We start from the raw sequence: 18,195 nt of genomic DNA on the forward strand, positions 1-18,195 counted from the left end.
GTTACAATTTTTTTATAGTTTAATCTATTAAACTTAATTTATAAAAAAAATATCTCTAACTGTCTTACCTAATGCATCTGCAATAGATATTAATGTTGAAGTTTTAACTGTTACATTTTCGTTGTTTTCTATTTTACTAATAGTAGTTCTTGATACTTTAGTTTTTTCAGATAGCTCTTCTTGGCTCATTTTACAACTTTCTCGAAATTCTTTTAATCTATTCTTCATATGTTCACCTCCTTTTTATTCGTTTAATATACTAAACAAATAATACTCTTTATTTTTATCGTTGTCAAGTCTGTTTAACAAAAAATATTGATTAATTGTTTAGTGTGTTGTACAATTTAGATGAAAAGAGGTATTTATGATTACATTAGGAAAAATTATCAATAAATTCAGAAAAGAAAAAAATATATCAATGGACAAATTCTCTGAAATGAGTGGTCTAAGTAAAGGTTATATTTCTATGTTAGAAAAAAATCTTAATCCAAAAACTGGAGCAGCTATAACACCAAGTTTAGAAACTTATCAAGCCGTTTCTAAAGCTATACATATTGATTTTGACGAATTAATTAAATCAGTTGATAGTAATTCAGAAGTTAATTTAAATTCTATTAATTACATACCTTCTAAAAATATGAATAATTTAAGTAATGATGAAATAAAACTATTACATTATTACAATTCTTCTAATAAATTAGGTAAGGAACGTATATTAACTAACTCTAAAGAAATGGCAGTTCTTTACCCTATTACAAGAGATGAGATTTTACAATTTTTTGAAGATAAGAAAATAGCTGCTTATGGTGGTATGAATTTGAATTCTATGTCAGATGAAGAATTAATAGATTTATATAATGACATTAAAGGAACATTGAAATGAAAAAGAAGCAAATTATATATGATGTTATTTTTTCTGTTTTAGCTCTTATTGCCATTGTAATTACTATTTTAGATTTATTAAACAAAATTGATTTAGAAAATAACTATACATTATATTTTATAGACCAATTCATTTTGTATATTTTTATAATAGATTATTTTGGTAGATTAATATTTTCTAAAAATAAAAAAGAATTTTTTAAAAATAATATCCCTGATTTAATTTCTATAATACCTTTTAGTTCAGTCTTTAAGATTTTTAGAGTTGCTAAACTTTTTAGAATTACTAAATTAACCAGGTTAACTAAATTAACTAGATTATTTAGATTTGTTGGAATATCAGGAAGATTATATAAATACACAAAAAAATTCTTAAAGAAAAATGGATTAATTTACGTTTTAGGTTTTAACATAATATTGATTTTTTTAGGTGCTATTGCCATGACTATTTTAGAAAATTATAAATTTGAAGATGCTATATGGTGGGCATTTGTTACAGCTACAACAGTTGGATATGGAGATATTTCCCCTACTTCTTTAACTGGAAGAATGTTGGCAGGATTATTAATGATTGTTGGTATAGGTTCTATAGGTATGCTTACAGGTTCAATCGCTACATTTTTCTTGTCAGAAAATAATAATTTAAATAATGACAATCCAATTTCTGAATTAATTAATAAATCTACAGATTTAACAGAATATGAAAAACAAGAATTAATAAATTATAGTAGCTATCTAATTAATAAAAGAAAAAAATTAGGAGATATATATGAAAAAGAAAATTATTGATGATATAGTTTTAGATTTAGTAAATAAAGTAGGAACAAATAATATCTCTGACATCTTAGACTATTTAGATATAAAAATAATTAAATCCACCTCAAATAAAACTTTTTTTTTACAAACTGCAAAAGAAAAATATATTTTTCTTTCAAATACAGTTAATGAAAATATTAAAAATTTTGTTATCGCTCATGAAATAGGACATGCATTACTTCATGATGTTGAAATAATTAATTATTCTAAATTAAGCATTAATAAATCTATTTATGAAAGAGAAGCAGACTACTTTGCGTTTAAATTACTAAACAAAGAAATAGATCCTCTTTTTGAGTATACTAAAGAACAATATGCTAATTTATTGGGTGTTAATGAAGAGGTATTAGAATATATAGTAGATAATAAATAAAATAAAAAACAACGCAATTAAAAAACAAAAATTAGGAGGGTAAATTTACACGAGTTTTGTACGAGATTTATACGAGTTTTGTACGAGTTTTACACGAGTATAGATATAATTAAAACTCTTGATTCATTAAAAAATATAATTAAAAAATCAATTTAAATAAAAAAAGCCCTTATTTGCTGGTAACAAATAGGGACTAATTAAAGAGTATATTGCTATACACTGACTACATAAATATTATAGCATATACTCGTTTCGTTGTACACAATTACAAGAAAGGAGTATTTTTTATGGCAAAAAGATTAAAATTACCTAATGGATTTGGTAGTGTTTGTACACTAAATGGTAAAAGAAGAAAAAAATATGCCGCACGAATTACTATTAACTCAAGTCCAGATGGCAAACAAATTAGGAAATATATAGGCTATTATGCAAAATATGCTGATGCATTAAATGCTTTATCAGAATATAATACAAATCCCTATGATGTTGATCTAAGTAAATTCACTCTTTTAGAGTCTTATGAAAATTACAAAAAATGGAAATTTCCAGATTTATCAAATAGTTCTATATTAGGCTATCAAGCTGCTTTTAATCATGTATCAATTCTTCATAATAAAGCACTGATATATATTGCATCTGATGATTTACAAAATATACTTGATGATAAAAGTATAGGTAATGGAATTAAAAGAAAAATCATAGTGTTGTTTAATCAGTTATATTCATACTATTGCGAAGATATACCTCAATTAAAAAAAATAACCAATAAACTTAGAATTAAATCATTTGTTAAAATTGATAATGCTGATGTAAAAGAAAAAGTATTTACAATGGACGAAATACAAACATTATGGGATAACATAAATAATTTTAATGATTTAGATATAATATTAATACTTTTATATACTGGATTTAGAATAAATGAATTATTAATGTTAAAAACAAAAAATGTTCATTTAGAAGAAGGTTATTTACAAGGTGGAAATAAAACAAAAAATAGTATAAATAGAAAAATTCCTATCCATTCCAAAATTAAAAAATTTATTGAAAAAAGATATGATCCTGATAAGGAATACTTGATAAGAAATAAATTTGATGAAAGGTTTAAGTATAGTAATTTTAAAAGAGAGAGATTTGAAAGAATAATGACATCATTAAATATGAAACATACGCCTCATGATACAAGGCATACAGTTGCAACATATTTACAAATTAATGGTGCAGACAAAATTGCTATAAGACAAATATTAGGACACGCAGGTAAAGATATAACTGAAGAAGTATATACTCATGCAATAATAGAAAATCTATCAAAAAATATAGAATTATTAAAATAAAATTTTGTAGGCTACTTGTAGGCTACTTGTAGGCTACGTACAAAAATGCTCACGAATTGTGAGCTATATATACAACTAAAAAACGTTGGAATATAAGCATTCCAACGTTTTGTAATTTGTATGATATTATCTCTTTGAGAATTGTGATGATTTTCTTGCTTTCTTTAAACCTGGTTTCTTTCTTTCCTTCTTTCTTGAATCTCTTGTCAAGAAACCTGCTCTTTTTAATACTGGCTTTAATTCTTCATCAACTTCTAATAAAGCTCTTGATACACCATGTCTGATAGCTCCTGCTTGACCTGTGAATCCACCACCTTTAACGTTAACTTTAACATCAAATTGTCCTAATTTTTCTGTTAATTTTAAAGGAGATTTTGCTAATTCTTTAAGTGTTTCATATCCAAAATATTCTTCAATATCTTTTCCATTAATTGTGAATGTTCCTTGTCCAGGTAAAAGTCTAACTCTTGCTACAGCAGATTTTCTTCTTCCTGTACCGTAAAATTGTTCGCTCATGATACCTCCCTTAAATTTCTAATGCTTCCGGATTTTGACCACCATGTTTGTGATCCGGTCCTGCATATACATGTAATTTTTTAAACATTTGTCTACCTAATGAATTTTTAGGCAACATACCTTTAATTGCATGTTCTAAGATTCTTTCTGGATGCTTTGCTAAAACATCTTTATAAGGGATTTCTCTTAAACCACCAGCATAACCTGTGTAGTGCTTGTAAACTTTATAGTTTGCTTTGTTACCTGTTACTCTGATTTTATCAGCATTTACGATAACTACGTAGTCACCTGTATCTACGTGTGGTGTGTAAATTGGTTTTGTTTTACCTCTTAAAATAGAAGCAACTTTAGATGCTACATCACCCAAAACTTTATCTGTTGCATCAATAACATACCATTTACGCTCAACTTCATTGTGTTTTGCTAAAAATGTGCTCATTTTTATCCTCCTGTTTCTTTTTTATATCTAGCCTCATTAATTTAGAACTCGCCAAATGAGGTGGCGATTTTGTACATTCGACGATTTCTTTATCGCACATCGACGCTGCGATTTTAGATCGTAGATATCTAAAAAGAATCAAGATTCTCTTTAAATACCTATATATTATATAGTTTTTATCACTATTTGTCAAATTATTTAGTATTTTATTTCTACTAAATATAATCCTTGTGGTCCATAAGTTTTTGCGGCTCTTTCAATTTTTTTTTCAAAAATTTCATTTACATAATTTACTTCTCTAAACCCTCTACCTATATCTATCAGCAATCCAACCATAATTCTTATTTGATTATGTAAAAAAGATTGAGCTTCAAATTCTAAAATAATATCCTCATCTAATCTATAAATTTCAATGTTTGTAATATTTCTTACAGGATTTTTATCTTGCCCCAACTTCATAAATGCTGAAAAATCATGTTCTCCTTTTAATAAATTTGCAGCTAATTTCATATTATTTATATCTAAATCATGCTTTATATGAAGTTTATAATTCCTTTGATGTGGATAGAAAACTTTCGAATTGCAGATTACATATCTATATTTTTTCGATTTAGCATCAAATCTAGAGTGAAAATCTTTTTTAACCTCTTTCGATTCAATAATTGATATATCAGATGGTAAATATTTTTTTAATTTAAATTTATATGCTTCTGCCGGTAATACTGAATTTGTTAAAAAATTTGATACATGCATTGTAGCATGTACTCCGGCATCTGTTCTACCCGCTGAAATAATTGATATTTCCTCTTTGTTTAATCTTTTCAAAGCTTTTTCAAGCTCTCCTTGTACAGTTCTTACATCTGGTTGAATTTGAAAACCGTTAAAATTTGAGCCATCATAAGCTACTGTCAACTTTATATTTTTCATAAAAACATTCCCGCTACAACCAAAGAAACAAAAAATATAGCTACAATTGCAAATACAATATAGTCCATTTTTTTTAACTTTAATGGATTCAATCTTGTACGCCCTTCAGATCCTCTATACCCTCTGGATTCCATTGCAATAGCTAATTCTTTAGCTCTTCTAAATGAATTGATAAATAATGGCACTAATAATGGTATCATGCTTTTAGCTTTTTTCATTATATTTCCTGAATCAAATTCCGCTCCCCTTGCTAATTGAGCTTTTCTTATTTTATTTGCTTCATAAAATAACGTAGGAATAAATCTCAAGGCAATAGATATCATCATTGCCATCTCATGTGCCGGAAACTTTACAATTTTTAAAGGACTTAATAAAGCTTCTATTCCATCTGTTAATTTAGTTGTACTAGTTGTTAAAGTTAAATATGATGTACCGATTACTAAAAGTATAAGTCTAACGCCTATATATATCGCTCTTTCTATGCCTTCCCAAGTAATAGTTAGACCTATAAATCCAAATAATTCTCTTCCCGGAGTAGAAAATATATGAATTATAGTTGTAAAAACTAAAATAAATATTATAGATTTTAGTGATTTTAATATGCTAATAAAGCTTAGGTTTGCAATTTTAATAGTTAAATATACAAATAAAAACATTGGAATATAATAGATTAAATTATTAATCAAAAACAATGTAATCATGTACATAAATACTAAAATAATCTTAATTCTAGGATCTAATTTATGAACAATTGTATCTCCCGGAACATATTGCCCTAGTGGTGAATTATTCATCTTTACCTCCTAGCTGTTTTAACAATATTTCATATGCATCTTTTACATTTATAATTGTTTTATCAAAATTATAACCCTTATCTTTTAATAAACTCGTTACTTTCGTTATCTGAGGAATATCAAGTCCTATATTTTCTAATTTTTCTCCATTGCTATATATAATTTCCGGGATATTGTCATCAAAAACTTTACCATCAGACATTACTATAACTCTATCTGCAATTTTTGCAATATCCTCCATAGAATGTGATACCACAACAACTGTAAGTTCATCATCTGATTCATAAATTTTTCTTAATTCCCCTAAAATTTCATCTCTTCCTTGTGGATCTAATCCTGCAGTAGGTTCATCCAAAATTAAATATCTTGGTTGCATTGCTAAGATAGATGCTATGGCAACTCTTCTTTTTTGTCCTCCAGATAGGTCAAATGGAGATTCATCTTTATATTTTTCATAATCCAAACCTACTAATTTCATAGATTCTTTTACCCTTTTTTTCACTTCTTCTTCAGGTAAATTTAAATTTTTAGGTCCAAATGCTATATCTAAAGCTATAGTCTCTTCAAATAATTGATATTCCGGATATTGAAAAACTAAACCTACTTTTTGTCTTACTTGCTTTAAATTTGATTTATTAGATTCTGATACATCTTCTCCATCAACATTAACTGTACCTTCTGTAGGATAAATTAACCCATTAAATAATTGTACCATTGTAGATTTACCGGATCCGGTATGCCCAATAACTCCAATAAATTCATTTTTATTTATTTTTAAATTAACATCATCCAATGCATACTTATCATCGGATGAATTATATTTGTATTTTACATTTTTTAATTCTATACTCATAAAGCATCTACCAACTCATCAATTGTTAAAATATCACTAGAAATATTTATTCCTGATTTATTTAATAAATAAGCCAATTCTGTTACCTGAGGAACGTCTAACCCATAGCTTTTAATTTTTTCAACATGACTAAATACTTCTCTTGGACTACCATCCAAAACTATATTTCCTCTATCAATCACTACAACTCTATCAGATAATACGGCCTCATCCATATAATGTGTAATATTAATCACCGTCTTTTTCTCTTCTTTATTTAGTTTTAATGCATGATTCATTACATCTTTTCTTCCCGTAGGATCAAGCATTGATGTGGGTTCATCAAATACAACAATCTCGGGTTTCATCGCCAAAACCCCTGCTATTGCAACACGTTGTTTTTGTCCGCCTGATAGCATATGAGGAGCATGTTTTCTGTATTTATACATACCAACAGCATTCAAGGATTCATCAACTCTATGCCTTAATTCAGGATTTGGTATTCCAAGATTTTCCGGTCCAAATGCCACATCTTCTTCAACAACAGTAGCAACAATCTGATTATCAGGATTTTGAAAAACCATTCCTACTTTCTCACGTATTTTCCATATATCTGATGTTTTTGTGTTATCTTCATCAATAATAACATCTCCTTCAACAGGTAATATTTGTGCATTTAATAATTTTGCTAATGTTGATTTACCTGATCCATTTCTCCCTAAAATAGACACAAACTCGCCCTTTTTTATATTTAAATTTATATTTTTTAAAACATATTCTTCATCATCACTATATTTAAAATTTAAATTTTTAATCTCTATCATTAATCTACATCCGCCTTAGCTTCACCTTTTCTAATCATTTCTTGCTTTTCAAACTCTGTTGGTGATAAATTTGTACTACTTTCATATATAACTACAGCAGTATTAATTGGTACATTTTCAAATATTTTTTTCATAGCAGCCGGTGGTGTATTTATACATGAACTACTTCCCCATGTTTTATATATACTTCCACCATATTCTTCTCTTGTACTTGTATCATGTATACCTGAGCCAGTCCAACCAACCGGCATCCAATATTCAACAGGATATACATAATCCTCTCCGGTAATAGCATTTGAGCCTACAAGTTTCTTTCCTCTTTCTTTAGACCATATTTTGTTTACACCTGTTGGAGTAGTGGCATTTCTTGATCTTGCATCACCAGATATTATATCCGTATCAACTAAAAGTTTTCCATCTTTATAAAACCACATATGTTGTCTGGAAAGATCTATTTCTATATATGTATTTCCTATATCATCTTTTCCTCTATGCATTGCTTCCATCTCATATACAATTTTAACTCTACCACCCTCATTTGCACCTATCATTTTGATAAGATTTTCGACGGTCTTATCTACATCCATTTTCCATCCATAAATTCCTCCCGGAACAGTAATTTCTCCCAATCCAGTAGCCTTAAATTTATGTTCTTTAGCATAAGTATTTGTTTGTCTAGCTATTTTAATTACGTATTTTTCTATTTTTTCTTTGTCTAAAACATATTTTCCATTCTCTACATTATACATTTCAAAAATATCTTTACCTTTTAATTCAAATTTTCTATCTTCAAAATCAAATAAGTAATTTAATTTCGCAATTTTCTTTATTTTATTTAAATCTTCTTTAATTTGTTTAGAATCAGATAATAATTTTGGATTAATATACTCTTTATCAAGAATAAGCTTATTTTTTCCTTTAACTAATGCATCATTTATGGATAAAATTGTTTTATCAATATTTAAATTATCTCCCAATTTATGATCAGTAATAATATAATCTTTTCCATTATATTCAATTTTAGCATCAACAGGATTTATCGTATTTTTTTTAAAATCTGATGATTTTAATATATTTTCTAATGCTTTTTTATTATAAACAACATCATACTCTACACTATAATTATGACTTTTAAAAATATCAATTGGCCAAATTAAGGCGTTTTGATTAGGGGCATTATTAACCTTTTTTATTTTTTTATTAAGTTCAATATCAGAATATCTGATATCCAATTTTTTATTATTTCTACCCTCAATCTGCAATTTAGATTTTAAATTGCTATTTTCTTCATTTTTAAATAAGTTATTTAACAACACAAAACTTTTGTTATTTCCATTTATTTTGGTACATGGATAAGAAAATTCGCTAAAAATAAATACTCCTATTAGATAAATAATTATAAATGAAATAAATATATATAATAAATGTTTTTTATTTTTCATTTTTCCCTCCATACCTATACTAATATATATTACCACAAAAGTTTTATTTAAACAATTACTCTTAAATATAAAAAAAGGACAGAATACTCTGCCCATACATTATAAAATTTATTAAACTAATTCTAGGATTGCCATTTCTGTAGCATCCCCTCTTCTTGGTCCAAGTTTTAATACTCTTGTATATCCACCATTTCTTTCTTTATATTGTGGACCATATTCGTCAAATAATTTTTTTACAACATCTGTTTTATAGATATAAGCTAACGCTTGACGTCTTGCATGTAAGTCACCTCTTTTAGCTAATGTAATCATTTTATCAGCAATTCTTTGAGCTTCTTTAGCTCTTGTTACTGATGTTTGGATTCTACCATTTTCTAAAAGTGATTGAACAAGGTTTCTTAACATTGCATTACGGTGGTCAGTTCTTCTACCTAATTTTCTTAAATTTGACATAATGCCTCCTAATTACTCATCCTCATTATCATCTAATAATCTTAGTCCTAAACTTTCAATTTTTTCCTTAACTTCAACAAATGACTTTTTACCAAAATTTTTAATTTTAGCTAGTTGATCCATTGGAACTTCAAGTATTTGTTCTACTGTATTCAAACCTGCTCTCTTCAAGCAATTAAATGCTCTTAAATTTAAATCAAGTTCTTCTATTGTTAAGCTTAGTAATTGTTGAGTTTCATCTTCATTATCTTCTTCATCGTCTTCAGTTACTACAACTTCTTGATCAATATTTGGTAATTCTGTAAAGAAGTTTAAATAATTAATTAAGATTTTTGAGCCATCAGCAACAGCTTCCTGAGGTGTAATTGTACCATTTGTTGTAACTTCTAATATTAATTTATCAAAATCAATTATTTGACCAACCCTTGTTTTTTCAACAATAAAGTTAACCTTTGTTACCGGTGTGAATGATGAATCTATAGAAATCAATCCAATTGGAGCATTTTCCATTTTATGTTGTTCAGCTACAGAATATCCTGTACCATCTACAACAGTTAAATCCATATGTATAGATCCTTCATCATTAATTGTTGCAATATAATGATCTTTATTTACTATTTCTAAATCAGAATCGCCTGTTATATCTCCGGCTGTTACAATTTTTGGTCCTTCAACATCTAATCTTAAATTAATTGGTTCGTTGTTATTCGAAAGTTTTTTTATGGCTATTCCTTTTATATTTAAAATTATTTCCGGAACATCCTCTATTACACCCTTTACTGTTGTAAATTCATGTAATACACCTTCATCAAACTTAATACTTGATATTGCTGATCCTGGTAGTGAAGACAATAGTACTCTTCTCATACTATTTCCCAAAGTTGTCCCGTAACCCCTTTCTAATGGAGAGATTACGAAACGACCTAGATTTTTTTCTTCGTTTATTTCTAAAATTTCAATCTTTGTATTTAGCTTTTCTATCACGGATTTGCCTCCTGTGCTTTAAACTATTATCTTGAATACAACTCAACTATTAATTGTTCATTTATTTCAAAATCAATATCTTCTCTATTTGGATTAGATTCTACTTTTCCTTCTAATTTTTCTGTATCAACGCTAACCCATTTAGCTTGATTCCATACTTTATCTTCTGTATATTTAAATATTCCATTTCTTCTTGATTTTTCTCTTACAGTAATTACATCACCTTGTGCTAATCTATATGAAGGAATATCAACTTTGCTTCCATTTACTAAGAAATGTCCGTGTGAAATCAATTGTTTTGCTTCATTTCTAGTTTTAGCAAATCCCATTCTGTAAACAACATTGTCAAATCTTAATTCTAATAATTGTAAAAGATTTTCACCTGTAATACCAGACATCTTTTCAGCTGTCTTATATACTTTTCTAAATTGTTTTTCTAAAATTCCGTAAACAAATTTAGCTTTTTGTTTTTCTTTTAATTGTAATCCATATTCACTTAATTTGTTTTTTCCTTTTCCAGGATTTTTATTTGATTTTTTATTAATTCCTAATACTTGTGGTGCTAATCCTAATGCTCTAGCTCTTTTAAGTACCGGTCCTTTATATCTTGCCATATCTTAAATCCTCCCCCTATACTCTTCTCTTCTTTGGTGGTCTACAACCATTGTGAGGTATCGGAGTTACGTCTTTAATTCTGTTGATTGTTAAACCTACAGTTTGTAAAGCTCTTATTGCTGACTCTCTTCCTGATCCTGGTCCTTTAACAAAAACTTCTACAGTTTTTAAACCATGTTCCATAGCTTTTTTAGCTGCTTCTTCAGCTGCTTGTTGTGCAGCAAATGGAGTAGATTTTCTAGAACCTTTAAATCCTAATTGACCAGCTGATGCCCAAGAAATAGCATTACCATTCATATCTGTTAACATAACCATTGTATTGTTGAATGTTGAATTGATATGAGCTTGGCCTCTTTCTATTTGCTTTCTATCTCTTTTTCTTACACGAGTTTGTTTGCCACGTGCATTTTTAGTTGCTTTTGCCAAATTCTACCCCCTATTTTTTCTTACCTTTACGAGTTCTTGAATTATTTTTAGTATTTTGACCTCTAACAGGTAGATTCATTTTATGTCTACGTCCTCTATAACTGTTAATTTCACGAAGTCTTTTAATATTCATACTAATATCTCTTCTTAGATCTCCTTCAAGTGTATACTTTTCAATTTGATCTCTAATTGCTGATAATTCGCTTTCTGTAAGATCCTTAACTCTTGTGTCAGGATTTACTCCAGCATCAGATAATATTTTATTTGATCTTGCTCTACCAATTCCGAAGATATATGTTAATCCAATTTCTACTCTTTTTTCTCTTGGTAGATCAACGCCTGATATTCTTGCCAAAGTCCTGCCTCCTTAACCTTGCTTTTGTTTGTGTTTTGGATTTTCGCAAATTACCATTACTTTACCTTTTCTTCTGATAATTTTACATTTTTCACACATTTTTTTTACTGATGGTCTTACTTTCATAAAATCCCCCTATTTCTTTCTCCAAGTAATTCTTCCCTTGGTTAGATCGTAAGGTGACATTTCAACTGTAACCTCGTCACCCGGAAGAATTCTTATATAATTCATTCTTAATTTTCCTGAAATGTGAGCTTGTATTTCATGTCCGTTTTCAAGTTCTACAATAAATATTGTATTTGGTAAAGCTTCCTTTATCTTACCTGAAACTTCTATTACTTCTTTATTTGACATAGATTAAGCTTCCTCCTGTAATTTCAATTTAATATTTCTTTTAATTAACAAGTCATCAATTTTATCAATAGATTTTAATTTTTCAAAATCTTCAATACTTTGATTTACTATTTGTAAATGTTTTTTATTCTTCTTTTTTGGATTATTGATTTTTTTATCTTTTCCATTAACTAATAGAATATAATCCTCATCTACAAACTCATACACGATATATACTTTTCCTTTGTCACGTCCCTGCTTTGATACACAAAGCTGACCCAAAACAAATTCACATCTATTTTTTTTCGTTAAGCTCATATGAATTACTTCAGAGAATTTTCTATTTCTACATAAACTTCATCAATTTCATTATTACCATTAAATTTTTGTAATTTACCAACTTTTTCGTAATAATTAATCAATGGTGAAGTTTGTTCTTCATATATTTCTATTCTTTGTCTAGCGGTTTCTTCATTGTCATCTGGTCTTTGAACTAATTGTGAACCACAAACATCACATATTCCCTCAACTTTTGGAGGAAGATTTGTAACATGATATGTTGCTCCACAGTTTTTACATACTCTTCTTCCAGATATTCTTGAAATTAAAACTTCTATATCTGCATCTATATAAATAACTTTTGTAAGCTCTCTACTATTTTTTGACAACCATTCGTCCAAAGCTTTTGCTTGATTAATATTTCTAGGATACCCATCTAACATAAATCCAGCATTTAAGGTTTCATTAGATAAACGATCAAATACTAATTCATTTGTTAATTCATCAGATACCAAAGAACCTGATGCGATTATCTCTTTAACTTTTAATCCAAGTTCTGTTTCTTCTTTAATATTTTTTCTGAATATATCTCCCGTTGAAATATGTGTTACTCCAAAATTATTAATGATTTTTGTAGCTTGGGATCCCTTACCAGCCCCCGGAGGTCCTAATAATATTAATATCATAACTTTCCCCTTATTTATTTAAGAAACCTTTATAATGTCTCATTTGCATCATTGCTTCTAATTGTTTTTCAGTCTCAATAATTACACCAACAGCGATAATTATTGATGTACCACCTAACATTAATGCAATACCCATAAAATGTCCAAATAATCTTGGTGCAGCGGCAATAATACCTAATCCTAAAGCACCTATTAATGTAATTCTGCTTACTATTTTTGCTAAAAAGTCTGTGGTTGGTTTCCCAGGTCTAATACCTGGAATAAATCCACCATTTTGTTGTAAATTTTTTGAATATTCATATGGGTTAAATTGTATTGAATTATAGAAGTATGCAAATACTATAACTAGTAAAAATTGTACAACAACTAACGTCAATACACTTATAGTTGAATTTGAATTCAAATACTTTTGTACGAAACTTGCAAATCCACCACCAGTTATCAATGCTATTGTTTGAGGTAATGCTAATAATGATGAAGCAAAAATTACAGGCATAACACCACTCATATTAACCTTAATTGGAATATGAGTCGATGATCCACCATACATTTTTCTACCAACAACTCTTTTAGCGTATTGTACTGGAATTCTTCTTTCACCTTGTGTTAGTAAAACTACAAATACTACTGATAATAATGTTATTACTAACAGAATTAATGCTTTCCACCATACTTGTGAAAATTGTCCTGATAATAATGTTCTTACCCATCCAATAATTGAATCCGGTAATCTTGAAATTATTCCTAAGAAAATTATCATAGAAACACCGTTACCAATACCATGTTCTGTAATCATTTCACCAATCCATACGATAAATTGTGAACCGGCAACTAATGCGGTAATTACAATAAATTTAGGTAAAAATCCTTGAGCAGTAAATACTGTACTAAAAATACCAATAACGATACCGTATGCTTGTAAAATTGCTAACACTAATCCTAAAACTTTTGTTATTTTTTGAATTTTCTTTCTTCCTTGTTCACCTTGTTTTGACAATTCTTCCAATTGAGGAATTGCGAATGTTAACAATTGAACAACAATTGATGATGTAATATATGGTCCAACCCCTAAAGCAAATACTGATAAACTTGCTAGTCCACCACCAGTTATTTGGTTAAGTATTCCAAGTATTGAACCTGCTGCTCCAGAATAGATTTGTTTAACAATTTTGATGTCAACAAAAGGTAATGGCAAAACATTACCTAATCTGAATACAACTAACATCAATAATGTAAAAATTAATTTTTTTCTTAAATCTTCAATTTTCCAGGCATTTGCAAATGTTCTAAACATCTTAAATCACCTCTGCCCTTCCCCCTAGAGAATTAATTTTCTCTTCTGCAGATTTAGTAAACTTATGGGATTTAACAACTAGTTTCTTTTCTAATTCTCCAGAACCCAAAATCTTAATACCGTCTTTAGCTTTTGCTCTTTTTACTAATCCAGCTTCAAATAATAATTCTGGTGTTATTTCTGTTCCTTCTTCAAATCTATTCAATTGAGATAAGTTAACTTCACCATATTGTTTTGCAAAATTATTTGTAAAACCTCTTTTTGGTAATCTTTGGAATAAAGGCATTTGGCCACCTTCAAATCCTGGTCTTACGCCACCACCTGATCTAGCCTTTTGTCCTTTTTGTCCACGTCCAGATGTCTTTCCCCATCCTGAAGCGTGACCACGTCCAACTCTTTTCTTTCTCTTAACTTCTCCACCTGGTGCCGGTCTTAAATCATGTAATTTCATCGTACACCTCCTATTTCACTTCTTTAACTTCAAGCATAAAGTCAATTGACTTAACCATACCTAATATAGCTGGTGTTGCTTCTTTAACTACAGTTTGTCCAATTTTTCTTAACCCTAATGCTTCAACAGTTCTAATATGTTTTTCTAATCTACCGATTTTACTTTTAATAAGTTTTATTTCTAATTTAGCCATTTTATCCTCCTAGTTTAGTATTTCATCAACACTTTTACCACGAAGTTTAGCTACTTCTTCAACTGTCTTGATTGCTTTTAATCCAGCTATTGTTGCGTTAACAACACTCTTAGCATTTGATGAACCTAATGATTTAGCACGAATATTTGTTATACCAGCTAATTCACATACGGCACGAACTGGACCCCCAGCGATAACACCAACCCCTTCTTTAGCAGGTTTTAACAGTACTAAACCAGCACCTTTAGACCCGTAAATTTCGTGAGGAATTGTTCCGTTAACTACATTAATATTTACAGCATTTTTCTTTGCATCTTCAACACCTTTTCTGATAGCTTCTGGTACTTCATTTGCTTTACCCATACCAACTCCTACAGAGCCTTTTCTGTTTCCAACAACTACTAATGCTGAAAATCTCATTGTTCTACCACCTTTAGCTACTTTAGTAACTCTAGCGATATCAACAACTTTTTCTTCATATTCTGATAAGTTTTGTTTTTTATCTTTTCTCATGTTTCCTCCCGACTAAAATTTCAAACCAGCTTCTCTTGCTGATTCTGCTAGTTCTTTTACTTTGCCGTGATATATATAACCTGATCTATCGAATACTACTTTTTCTATACCTTTTTCTAATGCACGTTTTGCAACTAATGCTCCAACTTTTTTAGCTGATTCAATATTTGCCCCTACATTTTCACCTTTTAATTCTTTGTCTAATGTTGAAGCACTTACTAAAGTTACTCCATTAACATCATCAATAATTTGAGCATAGATGTTAGCATTACTCTTATACATATTTAGTCTTGGTTTGTCAGGAGTACCACTAAGTTTTTTTCTAACTCTTAAATGTCTAGCTTTTCTATTTTCTTTTTTACTGAATTTTGACATAATCACTCCCTCCTATTTACCAGTCTTACCAACTTTTCTTCTAATGTATTCGTCAGAGTATTTAATACCTTTTCCTTTATATGGTTCTGGTGATCTAAATGCTCTTATTTTTGCAGTGTAGTTACCAACTAACTGTTTGTCGATACCACTAACAATAATAACTCTTTCATTAGGTACTTCAGTTGTTATTCCTTCTGGATCTTCTAAAATTACAGGGTGTGAAAAACCTAAGCTTAAGTTTAACTTATTACCTTGTTTTTGTGCTCTATATCCAGTACCAATTATTTCTAATTGTTTTTTATATCCTTCAGTTACCCCTATAATCATGTTTGCGATTAATGTTCTGTATAATCCGTGCAATGATCTATGTTGTTTTGATTCTGAAGGTCTTTTTACTGTTACTTGATTTTCTTCAAATTCTAATTCGAATCCTCTGCCTACTTCTTGTGTTAAATTTCCTTTAGGACCTTTTACTTCTACTAGTCCATCGTTAAATTTAATTTCAACACCAGCAGGGATTTCTATTGGTTTTAATCCAATTCTTGACATATCTTCCTCCTTGTTGAAATACTACCAAACGTAGCAGATTACTTCGCCACCTACATTTTCTTGTCTTGCTTTTTTATCTGTCATCATTCCCTTTGATGTAGAAACTATTGCAGTACCTAAACCGTTCAATACTTGAGGTATATCTTGTGCTGCAACATATACTCTACGTCCAGGTTTTGAAATTCTCTTTAATCCTGAAATTACTCTTTGTTCATCAACATATTTTAAGTCAATTGTAATAATTCCTTGTTTATCATCTTCTGTTACGTAAAAACCTTTAATATATCCTTCGTCTAATAAAATTTGAGCAAGGTCTTTTTTAATATTAGATGCTGGAACTTCTACTGATTTGTGTTTTGCTAAATTACCGTTTCTAATTCTTGATAGCATATCTGCTATTGGATCAGTCATCATAAGTATATACCTCCCTCTTACCAACTTGATTTTTTCACACCAGGTATTTCACCCTTGTATGCAAGTTCTCTAAAACATATACGACAAATTCCATATTTTTTTAATACTGAATGTGGTCTACCACATAGACTACATCTTGTGTATTCTCTTGTTGAGAATTTTTGTTTTCTTTGTTGTTTTGCAATCATTGACTTTTTAGCCATATTATCTCCTTACTTACTTCTTAAAGGGCATACCTAATTTTGCTAGTAATGCTCTACCTTCTTCATCAGTTTCAGCAGTAGTTACAACAATTATATCCATTCCTCTTATTTGTTCAATTTTATCAAATACGATTTCTGGGAAAATTAATTGTTCTTTAATACCTAAAGCATAATTTCCTCTACCATCAAATGATGTTGATGAAACACCTCTAAAGTCTCTAACTCTAGGTAATGCAATATTAACTAATTTATCAAAAAAGTCTTCCATTCTTTTTCCACGTAAAGTTACTTTACATCCGATTGATTGTCCTTCACGTAGCTTAAAGTTAGAAATTGATTTTTTAGCTTTTGTAATTACTGGATGTTGTCCTGTAATTGTTCTCAATTCTTCTACAGCTGATTCTAATAGTTTTACATTATCTTTAGCTTCACCTAAACCAATGTTTACTATTATTTTTTCAAGTTTTGGAGCCTGCATAACATTTTTATATTCAAACTCTTTTACTAACGCAGGTAAAACTTCATTTTTATATAATTCTTTTAATCTTGAAGCCATTGTTTCTCCTTCCTACTTGTCTAACTTATTACCAGATTTTGTTGAAACACGAACTTTCTTTCCGTCAACGATTTCTGTTCTTGTTCTAACACCTCTGCCTAATTTTTCATCAAATAATAAAACGTTTGATGCGTGAATTGCACCTTCGGTTTCAATAATTCCACCTTGTTGTCCGGCTTGTGTAGGTTTTTTATGTTTAATTTGAACATTAACACCTTCAACAACAACTCTATTTTTCTTTGGTAATGCTTCTAATACTTTACCAACTTTACCTTTATCTTTACCTTTAATAACTTGTACTTTATCACCAGTCTTAATATGCATTTTAGCCTCC

31 protein-coding genes are annotated in these 18,195 nt (G+C 29.1%); 4 read left to right on the forward strand and 27 right to left on the reverse strand.

Annotated elements, in window-relative coordinates; translation table 11 throughout:
- Positions 1-33 precede the first annotated feature (33 nt).
- Entirely contained in the window at positions 34-228 is a 195-nt protein-coding gene (locus tag ABGF45_RS01965) for a helix-turn-helix transcriptional regulator (protein ID WP_408112584.1), read from the reverse strand.
- 136 nt (positions 229-364) lie between these two features.
- Between ABGF45_RS01965 and ABGF45_RS01970 the strand changes: the two genes are divergently transcribed.
- From ABGF45_RS01970 to ABGF45_RS01985, 4 genes are all read left to right on the forward strand, one after another.
- Positions 365-883: a helix-turn-helix domain-containing protein gene (locus ABGF45_RS01970; RefSeq protein WP_408112583.1), complete on the forward strand. Its 519-nt coding sequence runs from the start codon at positions 365-367 to the stop codon at positions 881-883.
- The gene (locus tag ABGF45_RS01975; RefSeq protein WP_408112582.1) at positions 880-1,671 is read left to right on the forward strand and encodes a potassium channel family protein; all 792 of its coding nucleotides are present in this window, start codon (positions 880-882) and stop codon (positions 1,669-1,671) included. Before ABGF45_RS01970 ends, ABGF45_RS01975 begins: the two co-directional genes overlap by 4 nt.
- Positions 1,652-2,071: an ImmA/IrrE family metallo-endopeptidase gene (locus ABGF45_RS01980; protein ID WP_408112581.1), complete on the forward strand. Its 420-nt coding sequence runs from the start codon at positions 1,652-1,654 to the stop codon at positions 2,069-2,071. Before ABGF45_RS01975 ends, ABGF45_RS01980 begins: the two co-directional genes overlap by 20 nt.
- A 287-nt stretch (positions 2,072-2,358) precedes the next feature.
- On the forward strand, positions 2,359-3,408 hold the full coding sequence (locus tag ABGF45_RS01985; RefSeq protein ID WP_408112580.1) for a tyrosine-type recombinase/integrase: 1,050 nt from the start codon (positions 2,359-2,361) through the stop codon (positions 3,406-3,408).
- A 126-nt stretch (positions 3,409-3,534) separates the two neighbouring features.
- Here the strand turns inward: ABGF45_RS01985 and rpsI are convergent, their stop codons facing one another.
- The 26 genes from rpsI to rplX form a co-directional block, all read right to left on the reverse strand.
- Complete coding sequence (gene rpsI, locus ABGF45_RS01990; protein ID WP_134711510.1) at positions 3,535-3,924, reverse strand: 30S ribosomal protein S9; 390 nt, start codon at positions 3,922-3,924, stop codon at positions 3,535-3,537.
- Positions 3,925-3,934: 10 nt separating this feature from the next.
- Entirely contained in the window at positions 3,935-4,363 is a 429-nt protein-coding gene (gene rplM / locus ABGF45_RS01995; RefSeq protein ID WP_134711511.1) for a 50S ribosomal protein L13, read from the reverse strand.
- 198 nt (positions 4,364-4,561) lie between these two features.
- Complete coding sequence (gene truA / locus ABGF45_RS02000) at positions 4,562-5,290, reverse strand: tRNA pseudouridine(38-40) synthase TruA (RefSeq protein WP_134711512.1); 729 nt, start codon at positions 5,288-5,290, stop codon at positions 4,562-4,564.
- Positions 5,287-6,084 (reverse strand): energy-coupling factor transporter transmembrane protein EcfT, encoded by a 798-nt coding sequence (locus ABGF45_RS02005; RefSeq protein WP_134711513.1) that lies wholly within the window; start codon positions 6,082-6,084, stop codon positions 5,287-5,289. The genes truA and ABGF45_RS02005 overlap by 4 nt, the downstream gene beginning before the upstream one ends.
- On the reverse strand, positions 6,077-6,937 hold the full coding sequence (locus tag ABGF45_RS02010) for an energy-coupling factor transporter ATPase (protein WP_408112579.1): 861 nt from the start codon (positions 6,935-6,937) through the stop codon (positions 6,077-6,079). The genes ABGF45_RS02005 and ABGF45_RS02010 overlap by 8 nt, the downstream gene beginning before the upstream one ends.
- Complete coding sequence (locus tag ABGF45_RS02015; protein ID WP_134711515.1) at positions 6,934-7,740, reverse strand: energy-coupling factor transporter ATPase; 807 nt, start codon at positions 7,738-7,740, stop codon at positions 6,934-6,936. Before ABGF45_RS02015 ends, ABGF45_RS02010 begins: the two co-directional genes overlap by 4 nt.
- Positions 7,740-9,182, reverse strand: coding sequence for a L,D-transpeptidase family protein (locus ABGF45_RS02020; protein WP_408112578.1), 1,443 nt, complete (start codon positions 9,180-9,182; stop codon positions 7,740-7,742). Before ABGF45_RS02020 ends, ABGF45_RS02015 begins: the two co-directional genes overlap by 1 nt.
- Positions 9,183-9,293: 111 nt before the next feature.
- Positions 9,294-9,635: a 50S ribosomal protein L17 gene (rplQ, locus tag ABGF45_RS02025; RefSeq protein WP_134711517.1), complete on the reverse strand. Its 342-nt coding sequence runs from the start codon at positions 9,633-9,635 to the stop codon at positions 9,294-9,296.
- Positions 9,636-9,647: 12 nt separating this feature from the next.
- Positions 9,648-10,619 carry a DNA-directed RNA polymerase subunit alpha gene (locus tag ABGF45_RS02030; RefSeq protein ID WP_134711518.1) on the reverse strand — a complete coding sequence of 324 codons (972 nt, stop codon included), beginning with the start codon at positions 10,617-10,619 and terminating at the stop codon, positions 9,648-9,650.
- A gap of 26 nt (positions 10,620-10,645) precedes the next feature.
- Positions 10,646-11,233 carry a 30S ribosomal protein S4 gene (gene rpsD / locus ABGF45_RS02035; protein ID WP_134711519.1) on the reverse strand — a complete coding sequence of 196 codons (588 nt, stop codon included), beginning with the start codon at positions 11,231-11,233 and terminating at the stop codon, positions 10,646-10,648.
- A 16-nt stretch (positions 11,234-11,249) separates the two neighbouring features.
- The gene (gene rpsK / locus ABGF45_RS02040; RefSeq protein WP_134711520.1) at positions 11,250-11,660 is read right to left on the reverse strand and encodes a 30S ribosomal protein S11; all 411 of its coding nucleotides are present in this window, start codon (positions 11,658-11,660) and stop codon (positions 11,250-11,252) included.
- A gap of 10 nt (positions 11,661-11,670) precedes the next feature.
- The gene (gene rpsM / locus ABGF45_RS02045) at positions 11,671-12,015 is read right to left on the reverse strand and encodes a 30S ribosomal protein S13 (RefSeq protein WP_134711521.1); all 345 of its coding nucleotides are present in this window, start codon (positions 12,013-12,015) and stop codon (positions 11,671-11,673) included.
- Positions 12,016-12,027: 12 nt separating this feature from the next.
- On the reverse strand, positions 12,028-12,141 hold the full coding sequence (gene rpmJ / locus ABGF45_RS02050; RefSeq protein ID WP_005398614.1) for a 50S ribosomal protein L36: 114 nt from the start codon (positions 12,139-12,141) through the stop codon (positions 12,028-12,030).
- 9 nt (positions 12,142-12,150) lie between these two features.
- Positions 12,151-12,369, reverse strand: a complete 219-nt coding sequence (gene infA / locus ABGF45_RS02055) for a translation initiation factor IF-1 (RefSeq protein ID WP_134711522.1) — start codon at positions 12,367-12,369, stop codon at positions 12,151-12,153.
- A gap of 3 nt (positions 12,370-12,372) precedes the next feature.
- Positions 12,373-12,666, reverse strand: coding sequence for a hypothetical protein (locus ABGF45_RS02060; protein ID WP_134711523.1), 294 nt, complete (start codon positions 12,664-12,666; stop codon positions 12,373-12,375).
- A 5-nt stretch (positions 12,667-12,671) separates the two neighbouring features.
- Entirely contained in the window at positions 12,672-13,313 is a 642-nt protein-coding gene (locus tag ABGF45_RS02065; protein WP_134711524.1) for an adenylate kinase, read from the reverse strand.
- Positions 13,314-13,323: 10 nt separating this feature from the next.
- Positions 13,324-14,607 carry a preprotein translocase subunit SecY gene (gene secY, locus ABGF45_RS02070; RefSeq protein WP_134711525.1) on the reverse strand — a complete coding sequence of 428 codons (1,284 nt, stop codon included), beginning with the start codon at positions 14,605-14,607 and terminating at the stop codon, positions 13,324-13,326.
- A gap of 1 nt (position 14,608) precedes the next feature.
- Positions 14,609-15,058 carry a 50S ribosomal protein L15 gene (gene rplO / locus ABGF45_RS02075; RefSeq protein WP_134711526.1) on the reverse strand — a complete coding sequence of 150 codons (450 nt, stop codon included), beginning with the start codon at positions 15,056-15,058 and terminating at the stop codon, positions 14,609-14,611.
- A 10-nt stretch (positions 15,059-15,068) separates the two neighbouring features.
- Positions 15,069-15,251, reverse strand: coding sequence for a 50S ribosomal protein L30 (rpmD, locus tag ABGF45_RS02080; RefSeq protein WP_134743865.1), 183 nt, complete (start codon positions 15,249-15,251; stop codon positions 15,069-15,071).
- A gap of 9 nt (positions 15,252-15,260) precedes the next feature.
- Positions 15,261-15,764, reverse strand: coding sequence for a 30S ribosomal protein S5 (rpsE, locus tag ABGF45_RS02085; RefSeq protein WP_134743864.1), 504 nt, complete (start codon positions 15,762-15,764; stop codon positions 15,261-15,263).
- Positions 15,765-15,776: 12 nt separating this feature from the next.
- Positions 15,777-16,142 (reverse strand): 50S ribosomal protein L18, encoded by a 366-nt coding sequence (gene rplR / locus ABGF45_RS02090; protein ID WP_134711565.1) that lies wholly within the window; start codon positions 16,140-16,142, stop codon positions 15,777-15,779.
- Positions 16,143-16,151: 9 nt separating this feature from the next.
- Positions 16,152-16,688, reverse strand: a complete 537-nt coding sequence (gene rplF / locus ABGF45_RS02095; protein ID WP_134711529.1) for a 50S ribosomal protein L6 — start codon at positions 16,686-16,688, stop codon at positions 16,152-16,154.
- A 21-nt stretch (positions 16,689-16,709) separates the two neighbouring features.
- Positions 16,710-17,102: a 30S ribosomal protein S8 gene (gene rpsH, locus ABGF45_RS02100; protein ID WP_134711530.1), complete on the reverse strand. Its 393-nt coding sequence runs from the start codon at positions 17,100-17,102 to the stop codon at positions 16,710-16,712.
- A 17-nt stretch (positions 17,103-17,119) separates the two neighbouring features.
- On the reverse strand, positions 17,120-17,305 hold the full coding sequence (locus tag ABGF45_RS02105; RefSeq protein WP_005398628.1) for a type Z 30S ribosomal protein S14: 186 nt from the start codon (positions 17,303-17,305) through the stop codon (positions 17,120-17,122).
- Positions 17,306-17,318: 13 nt separating this feature from the next.
- Positions 17,319-17,861: a 50S ribosomal protein L5 gene (gene rplE / locus ABGF45_RS02110; protein ID WP_134711531.1), complete on the reverse strand. Its 543-nt coding sequence runs from the start codon at positions 17,859-17,861 to the stop codon at positions 17,319-17,321.
- A 12-nt stretch (positions 17,862-17,873) separates the two neighbouring features.
- The gene (gene rplX / locus ABGF45_RS02115; RefSeq protein WP_134711532.1) at positions 17,874-18,185 is read right to left on the reverse strand and encodes a 50S ribosomal protein L24; all 312 of its coding nucleotides are present in this window, start codon (positions 18,183-18,185) and stop codon (positions 17,874-17,876) included.
- Between the last annotated feature and the right edge of the window lie 10 nt (positions 18,186-18,195).

Source organism: Helcococcus sp. KG196 (assembly GCF_046035495.1).
Lineage (GTDB): Bacteria > Bacillota > Clostridia > Tissierellales > Peptoniphilaceae > Helcococcus > Helcococcus ovis.